The organism is Streptomyces sp. NPDC005263, from assembly GCF_042872365.1.
Classification (GTDB): Bacteria; Actinomycetota; Actinomycetes; order Streptomycetales; family Streptomycetaceae; genus Streptomyces.
Genome location: NZ_JBIAKJ010000005.1, coordinates 318,962 through 335,334 on the forward strand (window position 1 = coordinate 318,962; position 16,373 = coordinate 335,334).

Annotated in this window: 15 protein-coding genes; 8 read left to right on the top strand and 7 right to left on the bottom strand. The window is 69.6% G+C overall.

Going from position 1 to position 16,373, the window contains the following annotated elements; translation table 11 throughout:
* Positions 1 to 117: 117 nt before the first annotated feature.
* Complete coding sequence (locus tag ACFYRY_RS24060) at positions 118 to 786, top strand: CBS domain-containing protein (protein WP_389149155.1); 669 nt, start codon at positions 118 to 120, stop codon at positions 784 to 786.
* A gap of 130 nt (positions 787 to 916) precedes the next feature.
* Here ACFYRY_RS24060 and ACFYRY_RS24065 read toward each other — a convergent pair whose 3' ends face one another.
* The 6 genes from ACFYRY_RS24065 to ACFYRY_RS24090 form a co-directional block, all read right to left on the bottom strand.
* The gene (locus ACFYRY_RS24065; RefSeq protein ID WP_389149158.1) at positions 917 to 2,119 is read right to left on the bottom strand and encodes an acyl-CoA dehydrogenase family protein; all 1,203 of its coding nucleotides are present in this window, start codon (positions 2,117 to 2,119) and stop codon (positions 917 to 919) included.
* 1 nt (position 2,120) lies between these two features.
* Positions 2,121 to 3,182, bottom strand: coding sequence for a 3-hydroxyacyl-CoA dehydrogenase NAD-binding domain-containing protein (locus ACFYRY_RS24070; RefSeq protein ID WP_389149161.1), 1,062 nt, complete (start codon positions 3,180 to 3,182; stop codon positions 2,121 to 2,123).
* Positions 3,179 to 3,925 (bottom strand): acetoacetate decarboxylase, encoded by a 747-nt coding sequence (locus ACFYRY_RS24075; RefSeq protein ID WP_389149164.1) that lies wholly within the window; start codon positions 3,923 to 3,925, stop codon positions 3,179 to 3,181. The genes ACFYRY_RS24070 and ACFYRY_RS24075 overlap by 4 nt, the downstream gene beginning before the upstream one ends.
* 1 nt (position 3,926) lies before the next feature.
* Positions 3,927 to 4,694 (bottom strand): crotonase/enoyl-CoA hydratase family protein, encoded by a 768-nt coding sequence (locus ACFYRY_RS24080; protein ID WP_389149166.1) that lies wholly within the window; start codon positions 4,692 to 4,694, stop codon positions 3,927 to 3,929.
* A 73-nt stretch (positions 4,695 to 4,767) separates the two neighbouring features.
* A complete protein-coding gene (locus tag ACFYRY_RS24085) occupies positions 4,768 to 5,937 on the bottom strand; it encodes a CaiB/BaiF CoA transferase family protein (RefSeq protein WP_389149169.1) in 1,170 nt (389 codons plus the stop codon).
* Between the two features lie 130 nt (positions 5,938 to 6,067).
* A complete protein-coding gene (locus ACFYRY_RS24090) occupies positions 6,068 to 6,970 on the bottom strand; it encodes a LysR family transcriptional regulator (RefSeq protein WP_389150251.1) in 903 nt (300 codons plus the stop codon).
* A 126-nt stretch (positions 6,971 to 7,096) separates the two neighbouring features.
* Here ACFYRY_RS24090 and ACFYRY_RS24095 point away from each other — a divergent pair, with 126 nt between their 5' ends.
* Positions 7,097 to 7,954: an acyl-CoA thioester hydrolase/BAAT C-terminal domain-containing protein gene (locus ACFYRY_RS24095; RefSeq protein ID WP_389149172.1), complete on the top strand. Its 858-nt coding sequence runs from the start codon at positions 7,097 to 7,099 to the stop codon at positions 7,952 to 7,954.
* A gap of 111 nt (positions 7,955 to 8,065) precedes the next feature.
* Positions 8,066 to 9,043, top strand: a complete 978-nt coding sequence (locus tag ACFYRY_RS24100) for a bile acid:sodium symporter family protein (RefSeq protein ID WP_389149175.1) — start codon at positions 8,066 to 8,068, stop codon at positions 9,041 to 9,043.
* Between the two features lie 66 nt (positions 9,044 to 9,109).
* Here the strand turns inward: ACFYRY_RS24100 and ACFYRY_RS24105 are convergent, their stop codons facing one another.
* Positions 9,110 to 9,670, bottom strand: coding sequence for a snapalysin family zinc-dependent metalloprotease (locus tag ACFYRY_RS24105; protein WP_389149178.1), 561 nt, complete (start codon positions 9,668 to 9,670; stop codon positions 9,110 to 9,112).
* A 500-nt stretch (positions 9,671 to 10,170) separates the two neighbouring features.
* Between ACFYRY_RS24105 and ACFYRY_RS24110 the strand changes: the two genes are divergently transcribed.
* The 5 genes from ACFYRY_RS24110 to ACFYRY_RS24130 all read left to right on the top strand — a co-directional run bounded on the left by ACFYRY_RS24110 (position 10,171) and on the right by ACFYRY_RS24130 (position 16,339).
* A complete protein-coding gene (locus ACFYRY_RS24110; RefSeq protein WP_389149181.1) occupies positions 10,171 to 11,229 on the top strand; it encodes a LacI family DNA-binding transcriptional regulator in 1,059 nt (352 codons plus the stop codon).
* A 161-nt stretch (positions 11,230 to 11,390) separates the two neighbouring features.
* Positions 11,391 to 12,632 (top strand): extracellular solute-binding protein, encoded by a 1,242-nt coding sequence (locus ACFYRY_RS24115; protein ID WP_389150254.1) that lies wholly within the window; start codon positions 11,391 to 11,393, stop codon positions 12,630 to 12,632.
* 17 nt (positions 12,633 to 12,649) lie between these two features.
* Complete coding sequence (locus tag ACFYRY_RS24120) at positions 12,650 to 13,633, top strand: carbohydrate ABC transporter permease (RefSeq protein WP_389149183.1); 984 nt, start codon at positions 12,650 to 12,652, stop codon at positions 13,631 to 13,633.
* Positions 13,630 to 14,472, top strand: coding sequence for a carbohydrate ABC transporter permease (locus tag ACFYRY_RS24125; RefSeq protein WP_389149186.1), 843 nt, complete (start codon positions 13,630 to 13,632; stop codon positions 14,470 to 14,472). The genes ACFYRY_RS24120 and ACFYRY_RS24125 overlap by 4 nt, the downstream gene beginning before the upstream one ends.
* A gap of 106 nt (positions 14,473 to 14,578) precedes the next feature.
* Positions 14,579 to 16,339, top strand: coding sequence for an amylo-alpha-1,6-glucosidase (locus tag ACFYRY_RS24130; protein ID WP_389149189.1), 1,761 nt, complete (start codon positions 14,579 to 14,581; stop codon positions 16,337 to 16,339).
* Positions 16,340 to 16,373: the final 34 nt, after the last annotated feature.

The following is a 16,373-nucleotide window of genomic DNA, read 5'->3' on the forward strand; positions in this document are numbered from 1 at the left end:
TGGATGCAGCACCGGAAGTCGGGCGTAATCCGGGGTGTGTCGCTCGTTGCCCACAGTGTGAAGGCCGTACGCGCACGTCGCCCGGCCCGGAGCCGGACCCCGAGAGGAAGCCCTGCGATGAACCACCAGACGGTGCGCGGCGTGATGAGCAACGCGGTCGTCCGTGTCCAGGCCAGAACCCCGTTCAAGGAGATCGCCCACCTGCTGCTGGAGTACGACATCACGGCGGTGCCCGTCGTGGACGCTCAGGACCGCCCGGTGGGCGTGGTGTCGGAGGCTGATCTGCTGCACAAGATGTGGGGCGGGCAGGAGGGCGCCGCCCCGGCCTCGGGTGCGGGCGTACGGCCCACCAAGGCGTGGGCCACCGACGCGGCCGGGCTGATGACCTCACCCGCCGTCTGTGCTGGCGAGGACTGGAGCGTCGTCGACGCCGCCCGTGTCATGGCTCAGCACGGCATCAAGCGGCTGCCCGTGGTCGATGAGAATCAGCGGTTGATCGGTGTGGTGAGCCGGAGTGACCTGCTGCGGATCTTCGTGCGGACGGACCAGGCGATCCGTACCGAGATCGTCGAGGAGGTGATGGTCAGGAGTCTCGGCCTGGCTCCCTCCGCCGTGCACGTGGACGTGGCGCACGGTCAGGTGGTGCTCAGCGGGCGGCTGTCACCGGCAGTTTCGGTGCCCGCCCTTGAGGAGCTGTGCAGGAACGTCGACGGGGTGGTGGCCGTGGAGTTCAGACCGGTCCAGGAGACCGATGCCGACGACTCGGTGCACCAGATCCCCGGATGACGTGTGCGGTGCGGCCACCCCATGGCACATGGCGGAGGGGCCGTTTCTCGCGTCGTCTGCGAGGAACGGCCCCTGCGGCTCGTTTCGGCGGAACCGGTGCCCCCTTCGGTTCGAACGGGGCCCGTTCGGTTCACACGAAGGCACTCTGCCCCGTGATCGACTTGCCGACGATCAGGGTGTTCATCTCCCGGGTGCCCTCGAAGGAGTAGATCGCCTCGGCGTCGGCGAAGAACCGCGCGATGTCGTAGTCCAGCACGATCCCGTTGCCGCCGAAGATCTCCCGGCTCCAGGCCACGACCGACCGCATCCGCGAGGTGACGAATGCCTTGGCCAGCGAGGAGTGTTCGTCGCGGAAGATCCCGGCGTCCTGGAGCCGGGCGAGCTGCACGAGCATGCCCCAGGAGGCGGTGATGTTGCCCAGGCTCTTCACCAGCAGGTCCTGCACCAGCTGGAACCGGGCGATCGGGCGGCCGAACTGCTCGCGCTTCTTCGCGTAGTCCAGCGCCAGTTCGTAGGCGCCGACCATCACACCCAGCGCCTGCCAGGCGACCCCGCCGCGGGTGGCGCGCAGGATCTCCGCGACGTCGCGGAAGGAGTTGATGTTCTGCAGGCGGTTCTCCTCCGGCACCCGGACGCCGGTCAGGGTGATCTCGGCGTTCTCCACGATCCGGAAGGCGATCTTGCCTTCGATCTTCACGGCTTCGAAGCCGGGGGTGCCCTTCTCGACGACGAACCCCTTGACGTGGTTGTCGTCGACGTCCCGTGCCCACACCACGACGTAGTCGGCGAAGGTGGCGTTGCCGATCCACTTCTTGGCGCCGTCGAGGATCCAGGTGTCGCCCTCGCGCCTGGCCGTGGTGCGCATGCCGCCCGCGACGTCGGACCCGCCGAGCGGCTCGGTCATGGCGAACGCGCCGATCTTGTCCATCGCGGCCATCTCGGGCAGCCAGCGGTCGCGCTGCTCCTGGCTGCCACCGGAGTGGACGGAGTACATCGCGAGTCCGTTGTGGACACCGAAGAACGTGGACACCGAGGCGTCGGTGCGGGTCATCTCCATCGCCAGCATGCCGCTGAGCAGGTTGCTGACGGCGGGCCGGTGTTCGCCGTAGCCCTCGTAGGGCAGTCCGGCCAGCCCGCTGGCGCGGAAGATGCCGATGAGCTCCTTCGGGAACTCGCCCTTGCCCCAGTTGTCGTTCACCAGCGGCTTGATCTCGTCCCGCAGGAGGGCGCGGGCCTTGAGGAGGATCTTGCGCTCCTCGTCCGGCAGCAGCGTCTCGTAGGCGTAGAAGTCCGCGACCAGCTGGTCGTCGAGCGGTTCCATGGTGACGGTCATGTCAGTTCTCCCCCTTGTCGGTGGTGTCGGTCTGGCCGGACCTGTCGGCGCTGTCCAGGGCGGACAGGACGGCGAGTTGCCTGCGGTCGCGCGTCTCGGCGAGTTCCGAGTACGTGGCGGAGCCGTACGCCTTTTCCACGGCTGCGATGAGCCGTTGCTGTTCTTCCTCGTTCTGTGACGGGGTGCCGAGGCCCGCCCACATCTGCTTCATCGACGCTCCGATGTGCTCGGCCAGGTGCCGATAGCCGCCGGGGCCACCACCGAGGTGCGAGCCGAGGAACGGCCCGACCGTCGACCAGCGGATGCCGAGCGAGTTCGTCATCACCTTGTCGAGGTCCTCCGGTGTCACCACGCCCTGCTCGACGAGGTAGATCGCCTCGCGGCTGAGCGCGTTCTGCAGGCGGTTGCCGACGAACCCGGGGATCTCCTTGCGTTCGACGACCGGGGTGCGGCCGACGAGAGTGTAGAAGTCCACGGCGGCCTGGACGGCGGCCTCGCTGGTGCGTTCGCCGGGGACCACCTCGACCAGGGGCATCAGGTGCGGCGGGTTGAAGGGGTGGCCGATGAGGATCCGGCCGGCGTCGTCGAGTTCCGCGGTGAACGAGGTCGACGGGATTGCCGACGACGAGCTCAGCAGCAGCGCGTGCTTGGGGGCCTCGCGGACCAGGGTGGCGAAGAGGTCCTTCTTGAACTCGACGCGCTCCGGGCCGTTCTCCTGGACGACGTCCGCGTCGCGGACCGCCTCGGTCACGTCGGCCGCGATGTGCACCCGGTCGGCGAGGCCCTCGACGTCCAGGCCCCGGGCCGCGAGGTGCGGGGCGAAGTCGGCCAGGGCCGCGGCGACGGCTTCGGCGAGGTCCGGCCGGGGGTCGCTCACCCGGACGGTGAGCCCGTGCCCGGCGAACAGTGCCGTCCAGGACAGTCCGATGGTGCCGGCGCCGATCACGGCCGCCGTGCGGAACCCGCGTGGCGTCGGCTCCTGCGTCTTTGGCTGCTGCGTCTTCTGGTGCTGCGCCTTCGCCTCCTGCGTCTTCGACTGTTGCGTGATCAACTCCCGTGTCATGACGGCCTTCCTTCCAGGTAGTCGTGGACCGGCTTGACCCCGGCGAGCGTCAGGTCGGTGAGGATGTGGCTCGCGGAGAGGACCTCCAGCACCGGCAGGTCGGCCAGCGGGGCGAGCACGTGCTGGAACAGCTGGAGCCTCGCGGGGCCGGTGTAGGCCCACTTGACCGCGATGTCGGTGATCTCGGTGCGCACGAGTTCCTGCACCCGGGGCGAACCGCCGTAGCCCGGGATCGTCTTGAGCATGAAGGTCGGCACGGTGATCTGTGCCTCGGCCTCTCGCGGGTCGAGCTCGTGGTGCTTGTAGCCCATGGTCGCGGTGGCGACCCGCAGCGTGCCGTGGTCGAGGGTGCCCACCAGTGCGCCGTGGTCGACGTAGAGGCTCGGCGATCCGATCGTCTTCGGGTACGCGCTGACCTCGCGCCCCGACGCGGTCGCCGGGAAGTTGTCGAGGTACATCGCGTGCAGGTACTCGCCCCGCTCGCCGTCGAGGCTGACCGGGATCGCCTGGCCCGACTCGGTGTAGGGGCCGTATCCGCTGACGTCACCCATCTTCATGACCTCGAACCGGACCAACGGCTCGTCGATCCGCAGCGGTTCGGGGACCACGGCGCGCAGCGCGTCGGCGTCGGTGCGGTAGACGATGTTGAGGTATTCGCGGTCGGTGAACCTCGGGACCATCGGCGCGAAGGCCGGGCTGGTCAGCGGGGTGGTCATCCGCCGCCGGACTTCTTCGATCCTCATGTCACTTGCCCGTCCACCGCGGGGCTCGGCGCTCGGCGAAGGCCGTCATGCCTTCGCGGACGTCGGCCGAGGCCATCAGGTCGCCCATCGCCTCGCGCTGCACGGCGAAGGCGTCGGTCTCCGGCACACCGTGGGCGGCGCGCACGATCTGCTTCACCGCGGCCAGCGCGAGCGGGGCGTTCGGCGCGAGTTGCTCGGCGAGCCGCACGGCCACGGCGGTGGCATCACCGGGGTCGGTGACCCGGTTGACCAGGCCCAGCTCGCCCGCCTTGCGGCCGTCGACCGCCTCGCCGGTCAGCAGGAACTCCATCGCCAGGTGGTACGGGATCCGCTTGGGCAGCCGGATCACGCCGCCGCCCGCGGCGATCAGGCCGCGCTTGACCTCGGGCAGCCCGAACTTGGCGTCCTCGGCGGCGACGATCAGGTCGCAGCCCAGGGCCAGTTCGAACCCGCCGCCCATGGCCCAGCCCTCGACGGCGGCGATCAGCGGCTTCGTCAGCTCGGCCTCGGTCAGACCGCCGAACCCGCGGCCCTCGATCTCGGGCGACTCGCCGCGCAGCGCGGCCTTGAGGTCCATGCCGGCGCTGAAGGTGCCCTCCGCGCCGGTCAGGACGCCCACGCGGAGTTCGGGGTCGGTTTCCAGTTCGTCCAGCGCGGCGGCCAGACCGGCGGCGACCGCGGCGTTCACGGCGTTGCGCGCCTGCGGGCGGTCGATCGTGATCAGCAGGGTCGAACCGATCCGTTCGGTGCGCACTTCGGTGGTGCTCATGGCTTTCCGCTTCCTTCTGTTTCTTGTCCGCTGCTTGCTTCTTGTCCGCGGCCTGCTTTTTGTCCGCTGCCGGTCAGTGGGCGGCGAGTTCGCCGAGGACGTCGGCGGTGTCCTGGCCCGGGACCGGAGCCAGGCGGCGGATCGAGCCGGGCGTGGCGGAGAACCTCACCGGGATGCCGACGGTGCGGATGGCGCCCTCGGTCGGGTGCTCGACGGTGTCGAGCAGGTGACCGTCGCGGATGTACTCGTCCTCGTGGGCGCGGTCCAGTTCCAGTACCGGTGCCATCGGGATGCTGTGCTTGGAGCACACCTCTGCCCACTCGGCGGTGGTCAGCGCCGGGGCGCACTCGTCGATCAGCTCGGACAAGGCCTCGTGGTCGGCGCTGTCGATGGCCTCGCCGTTGACGCGCGGGTCCGCGGCCAGGTCGGGACGGCCGGCGGCGGCGAAGAAATCCCGGAAGTTCTGCGGGTTGTAGGGGATCACGCAGGCGAGTCCGTCCTGGGTGCGCACCGCACGGTGGCCCTTGTTCATCGACAGCGTGAAGCCCGTCGGGCCTTGCGCGGGCTCGTACACGTGGCCGGACAGGTGCTCGACCAGGTTGAACGCGATCAGTGTGTCCGTCATGGGGATCTCGATCTGCTGGCCCTGCCCGGTCGTGCCGCGGTGCACCAGCGCCGCCAGCACGCTGTAGGCGATGGTCAGCGAGGAGACCTTGTCGCCGAGGATGGTCGGCAGGTAGACCGGCTGTCCCAGCGCGCGGTTGGCGATGTCGACCAGACCGGAGGCGGCCTGCACGGTCTCGTCGTAGGCGGCGTCGCCGACGCGGTCGGAGTCGCTGCGGAAGCCCTGGGCGTGCGCGTAGACCAGGCCCGGGTTGCGCTCGGCGAGGTCGTCGTAGGTCATGCCCAGGCGGCTGAGCGCGTTCGGGCGCATGTTGGTGATCAGCACGTCCGCGGTGTCGATCAGTTCGAGGGCCTGGTCGCGCTCGGGCGCGTTCTTGAGGTTGAGCGTGACGCTGCGCTTGTTGCGGTTGACGTTGAGGCTCAGCGGGGTCATGCCGGGCGTGGTGCGGTACTGGCCCACGCGCACGGTGTCGGCCGGCGACTCGATCTTGATCACGTCGGCGCCCAGGTCTCCGAGGATCTGGGCTGCGTACGGACCCATCACCACGGTGGAGAGGTCGATCACTCGTATGCCGTCCAGGGGGCCGGCGGTGGTGTTGCTGGTGGTCGCGTCCGTCATTGTTCGTCCCTTCACACCCTGCTTCGTTGCTCTGACATCGAAGTTAGTGGCGAAGGAAGAAAAACGGAATGATCTTGTTGCGAATAACGGTATGACCACAGCGATAACAGCGTTCGGGCCGCGCAATCAGTCAGCTACTGAGGGGTTCACCGAAGATATCGCGAGCGGCCTCGACGAGTTCTTCGAGGTCGCCGCCCTGGGCGCGCTCACGGTTCCAGAGTAGGGCCGTATCCAGGCGGGGACGGAAATCCGCGAAGGGCAGAATGGTCACGTTCTCCACCCGATATCCCTGCATGGGACTTCTGGCGTCCAGCATCGAAACAGAGAATGCCAGTCCGCTGGATATTATTTCGGAAGCCGCACCGAACCCGGTGTTGGTGAGTTTGATGCGCTTTTTCACGCCGAGCTCGGCCAACTGATGGTCGAGCTGGTCGAAATACGCGGGAGTGATGTCCGTGGGTGAGGCGACGTAGGGGAGATCGGTCAGCTCGGTCAGCGCGATGGAGTCCCGCCCGGTGAACCGGTCGGCCGGCACCACCGCGCCGAGCCGCTCCGACATCACCGTCAACTGCTCCAGCACCGGGTCGGCGACCGGGAGCCGGGCCAGCGTCAACGCGAGTCGGCCGTCGCGCACCGCGGTGACCAGATCCGCGGTGGCACCGGGCCAGCGTTTGAGTTCGAACCGCTCGCGGACCCGCCCGGCAAGGGCGTTGACTCGCTCACGCAGATCCGGGTGGACCCCGGCGGGCATGCCGAGGAACACGGTGCTGCGCTGCGGCCGCGTCGCTTCGCTCAGCCGCCACGGGATGGAGTTGACCTGCTCCAGTACGTCGCGTGCGATCGGCAGCAGCGCGGTGCCGGCCGGGGTGAGCAGGACGTGGTGGGTGCTGCGGTCGAACAGCCGATGCCCGATCTCGTGCTCAAGGTCCTTGATCCGCTGGCTCAACGGGGGCGTCGACATGTGCAGTCTGCGAGCTGCGGCGGTGAAGTTCAGTTCCTCGGCGACGGCCACGAAGTAGCGCAGGTGCAGCATTTCCACCGGCCCAACCCTATCCACCGCGCGGGAGTGCATGCCGTCGGGGCAGGCGACGTGAGAGGGCTCGGGCGACGCCGGTTAGGCTGCGCCGACAGGTCGAGTCGGGCGCTGACGGGGGATCACGTGGATGTCACTGAGCACGAGCTGACCGCCCCTTGGCAAGGCTTTCTGGCCGCTCCCGCGCGCGGCGGCGACATCGGTGTGCTGGTCCTGGCGGGTTCCAGCGGGCGCGTCGAACGGGAGAGAGCACGTCTCCTCGCCCAGCAGGGCATGACGGCCGTTTCGATCCGCTGGTTCGGCGGTCCGGGGCAGTCCCCCGGGATCTGCGAGATCCCCCTGGAGACGTTCACCATGGGCGTCGACTTCCTCCGGTCGAACGGAGCGGAGCGCATCGCCGTCCTGGGCACGTCCAAGGGGGCTGAGGCCGCTCTGCTCACGGCAGTGCACGATCCTCGCGTGGACGTGGTCGTCGCGATATCGCCCACGTCCCGGGTCTGGTGCAATGTCGGACCAGGCCGCGACGGTGCCCACCGCCCCTGCCGATCGTCCTGGACCTGGCGGGAGAAGGCGGTGCCTTTTGTCCCGCTGGACGATTCCTGGACTGCCGCCGAGGCGGACGGAGGGCCTGTCGCCATCCGCGGATGGTACGAACTGAGCGAGCGCACGTTCGCCGATCTGCTCCCGTCGGCGGAGATCCCCGTCGACAGGGCGCGAGCGGATCTGCTGTTGGTGGCGGGCGGCGACGACGCGATGTGGCCGTCCCTTCCGTTCGCCGAGCAACTGGCACGACGCCGACGCTCGGTCGGTGCGACGGTACGTCTGATCACCCGCGACGATGCCGGTCACCGCCCACGCTTTCCTGGCGAGAGCCCGGCACCGGCATCCCCCCGCTTCCGGTACGGAGGCACAGCCGAAGCCGACGCACGGTTGGGGGCGGTTGCCTGGCCCCATGTCCTCGACGCGCTCCGCTGCGGGAACTGACGCTCCGCACCTGGGCAGCACGTGCCGCTCCGGGCCTATCCCATGCGGCCTTGATGATCACATCGCGAGACGCCTTTGCGTCATGCCCCTGACGAAGCGTTGTCTCACCCGGTGAGTACCGAGCAACCCGAACAGTCCGAACAGTCCGAGCACCAGGGCAGTGATGTCGTCGGCGACCGCTCCGCGCGACGTGCCGTCACCGTCTTCCCGATCCTCGTCGTCCTGGCCGGTGCCGTCGGCCTTCTGCTGCCGGGGAGTTTCACCGGGTGGGGCGAGGCGGTGCCGTATCTGCTGGGCGTGGTGATGTTCTGCATGGGTGTCACGATGACCCCGCAGGACTTCCACGGTGTCGCCAAGCGGCCCTGGGCGGTGGTCCTCGGGCTGGTCGCCCACTACGTCATCATGCCGGGACTCGGCTGGGCGGTCGCCCACCTGCTGCAGCTCCCGCCGCAGCTCGCCGCGGGCGTGATCCTCGTCGGCTGCGCCCCCAGCGGTACCGCTTCCAACGTGGTGACCTATCTGGCCCGTGGTGATGTGGCGTTGTCCGTCTCCGTCGCCACCGTCTCCACGCTGGTGGCCCCGCTGGTCACCCCGCCCCTGACGCTGCTGCTGGCGGGCGAGTACCTGCCGGTCGACGCGGGCTCCATGGTCACCGACATCCTCAAGACGGTGCTGCTCCCGGTGTTCGCCGGTCTCGTCGTACGGCTTGTGGCGGGCCGTCATCTGCAGCGGGCCCTGCCGGTGCTGCCCTGGCTGTCCGCGCTGACCATCGGCGTGATCGTGACCGTGGTCGTGGCGGGCAGCGCCGACGCCATCAAATCGGCCGCCCTGCTGGTCTTCGTCGCGGTCGTGCTGCACAACGGGCTGGGCCTGGCCCTGGGTTACGGGGCCGGACGCGTCGCCCGGCTCGGCGAGCCGGGGAGTCGTGCCATGGCCTTCGAGGTGGGCATGCAGAACTCCGGGCTCGCGGCCTCGCTGGCCACCGCCCACTTCAGCCCGCTGGCCGCCTTGCCGGCCGCGGTCTTCTCCGTGTGGCACAACATCTCCGGCGCCTTGGCCGCCGCCTGGCTGTCCCGGCGGCCGCGCTGACGGCGTGCCACCGGCCGCGCGGCGGACGGCGCCCATGGGGCTGCCGTCCCCGCGCGGCCGCCCCGATCAGTCCACGATCTCCACGGTGCGCGCACCCGGCGCCGGACGGCTGAGTGCGGCGCCGAAGTTGCCCTCGACCTCCGACTTCTCGGCCGTGTTCGGGTAGGGGTTCGTGCAGGAGACGCCGGCGGTGGAACCCGACATCAGGCTGGTGCAGGGTCCGGGCTTGCGGTCCGGCAGGCCGAGGATGTGGCCCAGTTCGTGCGCCGAGATCCGGACCGTGTCGTAGCCCTCGTTCACGGCCTCCCGTCCGATGTAGACCGTTCCGTTGCCGAGTGAGGTGGTCAGCGCCCGGGGCCAGCCGTTGTCGGCCAGGATCCTGATGTTGGCTCGCTGCCCGGCGGCCACCGGACGCAGTTCCACGGCGTCGACGCTCTCGTTCCAGATCGCCGCGCCCCGGTCGACGGCGGCCCTGAACTCCGCCGAGGCACCGGCGTCATAGGTGACGACGCGGGCCGCGAGCAGCTGATCGCCGGAGTCCGACGTCGCGTAGGCCTGGCCGCCGGCCAGAGTGAGAGCGACGGTGAGGGCAGCGGTGAAGCCATGAACGAACGTGCGCGCGTGCATGGTCGACCTCCTGTGGGGGTGAGGAAGGCATGTGCATGCCACACAATGTCAGCTGAACGCCCGCGCCCCACAGACCTCAATCCGTCAAACTGCACCACCCCGGCGCTCCCGCACTCCCGCGCTGCCGGGCTTCCGGAAACCTGGTCCGTCGATCGAACCGGTTCGAGGAAGTCGGCATCAAGGACAGCGGTCGGCTACGCCCCGACACGGCTCTCCGCTGCCGCGCGCGGCAGCCGCCCGTACGAGGTCAGGATGTCCACGGCGCGACGAACGTGGTCCCCAACTGCTGAAGAAAATGGCGCACACGCGGGCAGACCAGGCACCGAACCTCCGCACGCGGATGTGTCCGGGCCGTTACGGGAAATCGTGCACGAAGCGTTGACACCCGTCCGGGTTGCTCCTACCTTCACTTCACGCGAACCGGTTCGACGGTGCGAAACCGTCCGATCTTGTTCCTTGTCCTCATCGAACCGGTTCGACCGTCCCCAGCGAGGAGCCCCGTGAACATCGGTGAGATTGCCAAGCGGGCCGGTGTTTCGCGGAGCACCGTGTCGTACGCCCTGAGCGGGAAGCGCCCGGTGTCCGAGGACACCCGCCAGAAGATCCAACGGGTCATCGACGAACTGGGCTACCAGCCCAACGCGAGTGCGCGGGCGCTGGCCAACGGCCGGACCAACACCATCGGTCTGGTCTTCCCGCCGGCCGGGAACCACTACACCGGCATGCAGCTGGACTTCATCGGCAGCGTCACCGAGGCCGCCGCGGCCCACGACTACGATGTGCTGCTCTCTCCGAGCGGCGCGGACAGCGACCGTTCGTTCCAGCGGCTGCTGGGTGAGCGGCGGGTCGACGGCGCGATCCTGATGGAGATCCGGCTGCGGGACGACCGGCTCGACCACCTCACCGCGCTCGACTTCCCCTCCGTCGCCATCGGCCGCGCCGCCCACCCGCAGGGCCATTGGTGGGTGGGCCTGGACCACACGGTGCTGTCGGCGGCCTGTGTGCATCATCTCGCGGACCTGGGCCACCGCCGGATCGCTCTCGTCAACCGGCCCGAACAGCTCCTAAGGGCGGGGTACGAGTCCGCCCACCGGGGGCTCGACGGGTTCACCAAGGCCGCCGCGGAACGCGGGCTCACCGTCCGGACGTACTGCTGCGGGGACGACGCCGCCTCCGGCCTCGCCTGTCTGGAACGGATCCTGCACGACGATCCCGCCACCACGGCCCTGGTCACCTTGAACGAAGCCGCGCTCGGCGGCCTCTACCGAGGCCTGGCGCACGCCGGACGCCATGTGCCACGTGACTTCTCCGTCACCGGAGTCGTGGCCAGCCGGTGGGCGGAGACGGTGACCCCGCAGCTCACCGCGGCGGACGTGCCGGCGGAACAGATGGGCCGCCTCGCCGTCGATCTGCTCGTCGAGCGGCTCGACCACCCCGGCACACCGGCCCGGCATCACCTGCTCGCGCCGCCGATCTCGTTGCGAGGGAGCACCGCGCCCGCCGGCACCAGGCACGCCGACCCCGCTCCCGGCGTCGGCGACACCCCTACCGACCTCTGACCGTCACCCCCGCCCTCACCCACCGCCCCCTTCGGCGAGCTCAGCGGCCCCCGAGCACCTCTCCCAGGGCACCCGTGTGCCAACTCCCATGAGGAACCGTCATGAACCGATCCGTCATGAACCGAACCACCACGAACCCCACCGCGATACACAGGTCCGCCATGCACGGACCCGCCGGACGGCGTCTCGCCGCCGCGGTCCTGACCGTCGTCACCGTCACCGCCGGCGCCACCGCGTGCTCCTCCGACGGCGGCGGCACCTCCACGAAGGCCGGGGACAGCACCTACACGATCTGGGACCCGTACCCGCAGTTCGACAAGAGTTCGGCGTGGGCGAAACTGCTGGACGGCTGCGGCACCAAGGCCGGGGTGAAGATCAAGCGGACCGCGTTCGACACCAGTGACCTGACCAACAAGGCGTTGCTGGCGGCGCAGCAGGACAACTCCGCGGACGTCCTCATCGTCGACAACCCGGTGGTGTCGACCTTGGCGGAGGCGGGCGTCCTGACCACGACCGACGACAACAAACTGGACACCTCCAAGGTCGACCCCAACCTGCTCGCGGCCGGCCAGTCGGGCGGGAAGACGTACGGCACGCCGATCGGCGCGAACACACTGGCCCTGTACTACAACAAGGCCGTGCTGAAGAAGGCCGGAGTGGACATCTCCTCGGTCAAGGACTGGAAGTCGCTGACCGCGGCGCTGGCGAAGGTCAAGGCGGCGGGGAAGAAGGGCATCACGTTCTCCGCGATCGGTACGGAGGAGGGCAGCTTCCAGTTCCTGCCCTGGTTCTGGGGCTCCGGAGCCGAACTGACCGCGCTCGACTCCGACCAGGCGGTCTCCGCGCTGTCGCTGTGGAAGAGCTGGCTGGACAAGGGCTACGCACCCAACTCGGTGATCAACAACACCCAGACGACCAGCTGGCAGGAGTTCGCCGGCGGCGACTACGCGTTCAGCGAGAACGGCACCTGGCAGCTCGCCAACGCCGACAAGGCGGGCTTCGACTACGGCGTCATCCCCGTCCCGGCCGCCTCGGGAGGCGCGGCCGCGGCCCCGACGGGCGGTGAGTTCGTCACCGTCCCGGTGCAGGGCGACACCGGCCGCTACGCCACAACGCAGAAGCTCGTCTCCTGTCTGAGCAACAGCCAGAACCAGCTGGAAACCGACACCACCCTGTCCTACGTGGCGCCCACCAGCGAGGTCCAGAACAAGCAGGTGACGGCCGACCCCAAGCTCAAGCCCTGGGTCGACGCGGTCAAGGCCGCCAAGGGACGCACCAGTGACGACCTGGGCACCAAGTACCCCAAGATCTCCGAGCAGTTGTGGAAGGCGGTCCAGTCCGCCCTCAGCGGGTCGGCGTCCCCGAAGGACGCGCTCGGCTCAGCTCAGTCCGCCGTCAAGTAATCGGGACCCCCGCGCCGATGAAGCAATCGACACCGTTGCCGGCCCACCGGCGGGTGCCCGACCGGAACGGGGCGGCGACCGCCGCCCCGCCTCCGGCCCGCACCATGACCCGGCGCCGACCGGCCTCCCCGCAGTGGGCCGCCTGGGCGTTCCTCGCCCCGGTCACCCTCTACCTCGCTCTCTTCTACGCGTATCCGCTCTACCGCAACCTCGACCTGAGCCTGCGCAACTACACCGTCCGCTCCTTCGTCGAGGGCGACGCGCCGTTCACTGGCCTGAAGAACTACCGGACCGTCTTCGACGACCCGACGTTCGCTCCGGCCCTGCTGCACACCGTGGTGTTCACCGCCGTGTGCCTGGTCTTCCAGTACGCGATCGGCCTGGCGCTCGCGGTCTTCTTCAACCAGCACTTCCGGCTCTCCGCCACCCTGCGCGCGCTGTTCCTCGTACCGTGGCTGCTGCCGCTGATCGTGTCGGCGTCCACCTGGTCGTGGATGCTCAACAGCGAGTCCGGCGTCGTCAACGCCGCCCTGCACGCCGTCGGCATCGGCCCGGTGAACTGGCTGACCTCCCCGTCCTGGTCGCTGGCCTCGGTGATCATCGCGAACATCTGGATCGGCGTGCCGTTCAACCTGGTCGTGCTTCACAGCGGCCTGCAGTCCATCCCGGCCGGCCTGTACGAGGCCGCCGCCCTCGACGGGGCGGGGCCCTGGCGGCGGTTCTGGAGCATCACCTTCCCGCTGCTGCGTCCGGTGTCCGCGATCACCCTGCTCCTGGGGCTGGTCTACACACTCAAGGTCTTCGACATCATCTGGATCATGACCAAGGGCGGCCCCGCGGACTCGTCCACCACCTTCGCCACCTGGTCCTACCGACTCGGCTTCGGCAACCTGCTGCCCGCCTTCGGTCCCGGTGCGGCCGTCGGCAACCTGCTGGTGGTCGCCGCCCTGGTCTTCGGGCTGGTCTACGTCCGAGCTCAGCGAAAGCAGGCACTGTCATGACGAGCGCACAGACGGTCCTGAACCGACGCCGCCGCAGCGGCGGGAAGACGGCCATCGGCGTCCTGCTGACCGCGGTCATGCTCTTCCCGGTCTACTGGATGCTCAACGTGTCCCTCACCCGCGACCAGGACATACGCAAGAGCCCGCCCGGCCTGTTCCCCGCCCACGCCACCCTGGAGGGCTACCGGGCCGTCGTCGCCCAGCAGTTGCCCTACCTCGGCACCAGCCTCGTCATCGGCCTCGGCACCGTCGCCCTGACCGTGGCGCTGGCCGCACCCGCCGGCTACGCGCTGGCGAAACTCCGCCCGCGCGGCGGCGGCGTCCTCAACTTCGTCCTCCTGGCCGCCCAGATGATCCCCGGCATCATCATGGCGATGGGGTTCTACGCCATCTACCTCAGCCTCGGCCTGCTCCAGTCGGTTCCCGGTCTGATCGTCGCCGACTCCACGCTGGCGGTCCCCTTCGGCGTCCTGATCTTCACCGCGTTCATGTCCGGCATCCCCGGCGAGCTGATCCAGGCCGCGCAGATGGACGGGGCGAGGGCCCTGCGCACGTTCTGGTCCATCGTCCTGCCCATGAGCCGCAACGCCGTCGTCACGGTGTCCCTGTTCGCGTTCCTGTGGTCCTGGTCGGACTTCGTCTTCGCCAGCACCCTCGCGAGCGGCGGCGCCCACCAGCCGATCACGCTCGGCATCTACCACTACATCGGCAACAACAACCAGGAGTGGAACGCCATCATGGCGACCGCCGTCGTGGCCTCGCTGCCGGCCGCGGTCATCCTCGTCCTCGCCCAGCGCTACGTCGCCGCCGGCGTGGCCGCCGGCGCCGTCAAGGACTGACATGCGGCCGCCGCGTGCGGTTCCCGTCCGGGAGCCGCCGTGCGAGTGCCGTACGCCCCGACCGGCAGAACACCTGCCTGCCCGCTCGAGAAATGAGTGCCGCTTCATGACCGCCGTCCCGTCCGGCCCGGCCTTCTCCGTCCAGGACATCCCCTTCAGCGCGTACGGATCCTGGTTCGGCATCTCTCCCGTGCTGGCGGAGAGGACGCGCTCCGATGACCTCCACCTCGTCTCCCACCAGAACGGCATGCACGCCGTCCTGCGCCTGGTCCCTCTCGACGCGGCGACGGGCGAGCGGGCCAGGACCGTCGTGCGGGCGACACCGAGCCTGCTCAGCTGGACCGGTGCGCAGGGGCGCGTCGATCTCGCCTACGAGTCGCCGGACACCGTACGCGTGCACGGCGAAGGGCTGGGCCTGCGCGTCGCCGCGGCGGCGAAGACCCTGACCCCCTTCAGCGGGACCTACTTCTACCGCGACCCGGTGGACGGCGCCCACCTGTTCACCTCCTACGAGACCGGCCGCCGCTACCGGATCACCGTGCTGTCCGGCACGGTGGCCGACGTGCACGGTTCCCAGTCCCTGGGCGCCGGTGACCGCGGCCTCACGGTCGGCGCCGGGGCCGACGGATCGTGGGAGGTCGCGATCGAGGAGGTCGACAGTGCGCGGCGGCCCTACCTCGCGTCGTCGACGTTCGGCGAGGTCGTCGCGGCCGCGCGGCAGTCGTTCGCCGAGGTCGTCGACACGGTCGTCCCGTGGCGTTCGGCCGGCACCCCGGCGGCCGAACTCGCCGCCTATGTGGTGTGGTCCGCGACCGTGCTTCCCGCGGGACTGGTCACCCGGCCCGCCGTGCTGATGTCCAAGCACTGGATGGACAAGGTCTGGAGCTGGGACCACTGCTTCAACGCCCTCGCTCTGGCCCCGGGATCCCCCGGCCTGGCCTGGGACCAGTTCTCGCTGCCCTTCGACCATCAGGACGAGACGGGGGCGTTGCCCGACTCCGTCACCCACTCCGAGGTCCTCTACAACTTCGTCAAACCGCCCATCCACGGCTGGGCCTTCGGCCGCCTGCGCCGACTGCTCCCCCAGCCGCTCACCCCGGCGCAGCTGATGGAGGCGTACGACCGGCTGACCCGCTGGACGGACTTCTGGCTCACCGCGCGGCGCGCACCCGGCGCGGCCCTGCCGCACTACCAGCACGGCAACGACAGCGGCTGGGACAACGCCACGACCTTCGACCCCTCACGCGTGGCCGTCACCTCCGACCTCGCCGCGATGCTGATCCTGCAGCTCGACGAACTGGCCCGACTCGCCGACGAGCTGGGGTTCGTGGACGACGCCCGACGCCGCACCGAGACAGCCGACGCCATCCAGGCGGCCCTGTTGGACGAGCTGTGGGACGGTGAACGCTTCCTGAGCCGGCCGGCCGAGGGCGGGGCCCCCACCCCGAGCGCCAGTCTGCTCGACCTGATGCCGATCGTGCTCGGCGACCGCCTGCCCGCCGAGGTCCGCGACCGGCTGGCCGAAAGGATCGAGGCCCACCTCACCGCGTTCGGCCTGGCGACCGAACACCCCGCCTCCCCGCACTACGAGCCCGACGGCTACTGGCGCGGCCCGATCTGGGCCCCCGCCACCGTCCTCATCGAGGACGGCCTGCGCCGCGCCGGGCACGACCGCCTGGCGGACGAGGTCAGCGCCCGCTTCCGCGCCCTGTGCGAGACCCACGGCTTCGCGGAGAACTTCGACGCCCTGACCGGCACGGGCCTGCGCGACCGCGCCTACACCTGGACCGCCAGCGGTTACCTGTTGCTGGCCCGCGACCATCACCACCGTCGTGCCCAGGCCGGGACCGACCACGCCGTCGCCTGACCAGCGAGGCGACACCCCACCCACACGTCCGGCG

Bases quoted from the DNA above. Each gene is read 5' to 3' on its own strand.
- ACFYRY_RS24060 (WP_389149155.1), top strand. From the start codon at position 118: ATGAACCACCAGACGGTGCGCGGCGTGATGAGCAACGCGGTCGTCCGT.
- ACFYRY_RS24065 (WP_389149158.1), bottom strand. From the start codon at position 2,119: ATGACCGTCACCATGGAACCGCTCGACGACCAGCTGGTCGCGGACTTC.
- ACFYRY_RS24070 (WP_389149161.1), bottom strand. From the start codon at position 3,182: ATGACACGGGAGTTGATCACGCAACAGTCGAAGACGCAGGAGGCGAAG.
- ACFYRY_RS24075 (WP_389149164.1), bottom strand. From the start codon at position 3,925: ATGAGGATCGAAGAAGTCCGGCGGCGGATGACCACCCCGCTGACCAGC.
- ACFYRY_RS24080 (WP_389149166.1), bottom strand. From the start codon at position 4,694: ATGAGCACCACCGAAGTGCGCACCGAACGGATCGGTTCGACCCTGCTG.
- ACFYRY_RS24085 (WP_389149169.1), bottom strand. From the start codon at position 5,937: ATGACGGACGCGACCACCAGCAACACCACCGCCGGCCCCCTGGACGGC.
- ACFYRY_RS24090 (WP_389150251.1), bottom strand. From the start codon at position 6,970: ATGCTGCACCTGCGCTACTTCGTGGCCGTCGCCGAGGAACTGAACTTC.
- ACFYRY_RS24105 (WP_389149178.1), bottom strand. From the start codon at position 9,670: ATGCACGCGCGCACGTTCGTTCATGGCTTCACCGCTGCCCTCACCGTC.
- ACFYRY_RS24115 (WP_389150254.1), top strand. From the start codon at position 11,391: ATGCACGGACCCGCCGGACGGCGTCTCGCCGCCGCGGTCCTGACCGTC.
- ACFYRY_RS24120 (WP_389149183.1), top strand. From the start codon at position 12,650: ATGAAGCAATCGACACCGTTGCCGGCCCACCGGCGGGTGCCCGACCGG.
- ACFYRY_RS24125 (WP_389149186.1), top strand. From the start codon at position 13,630: ATGACGAGCGCACAGACGGTCCTGAACCGACGCCGCCGCAGCGGCGGG.
- ACFYRY_RS24130 (WP_389149189.1), top strand. From the start codon at position 14,579: ATGACCGCCGTCCCGTCCGGCCCGGCCTTCTCCGTCCAGGACATCCCC.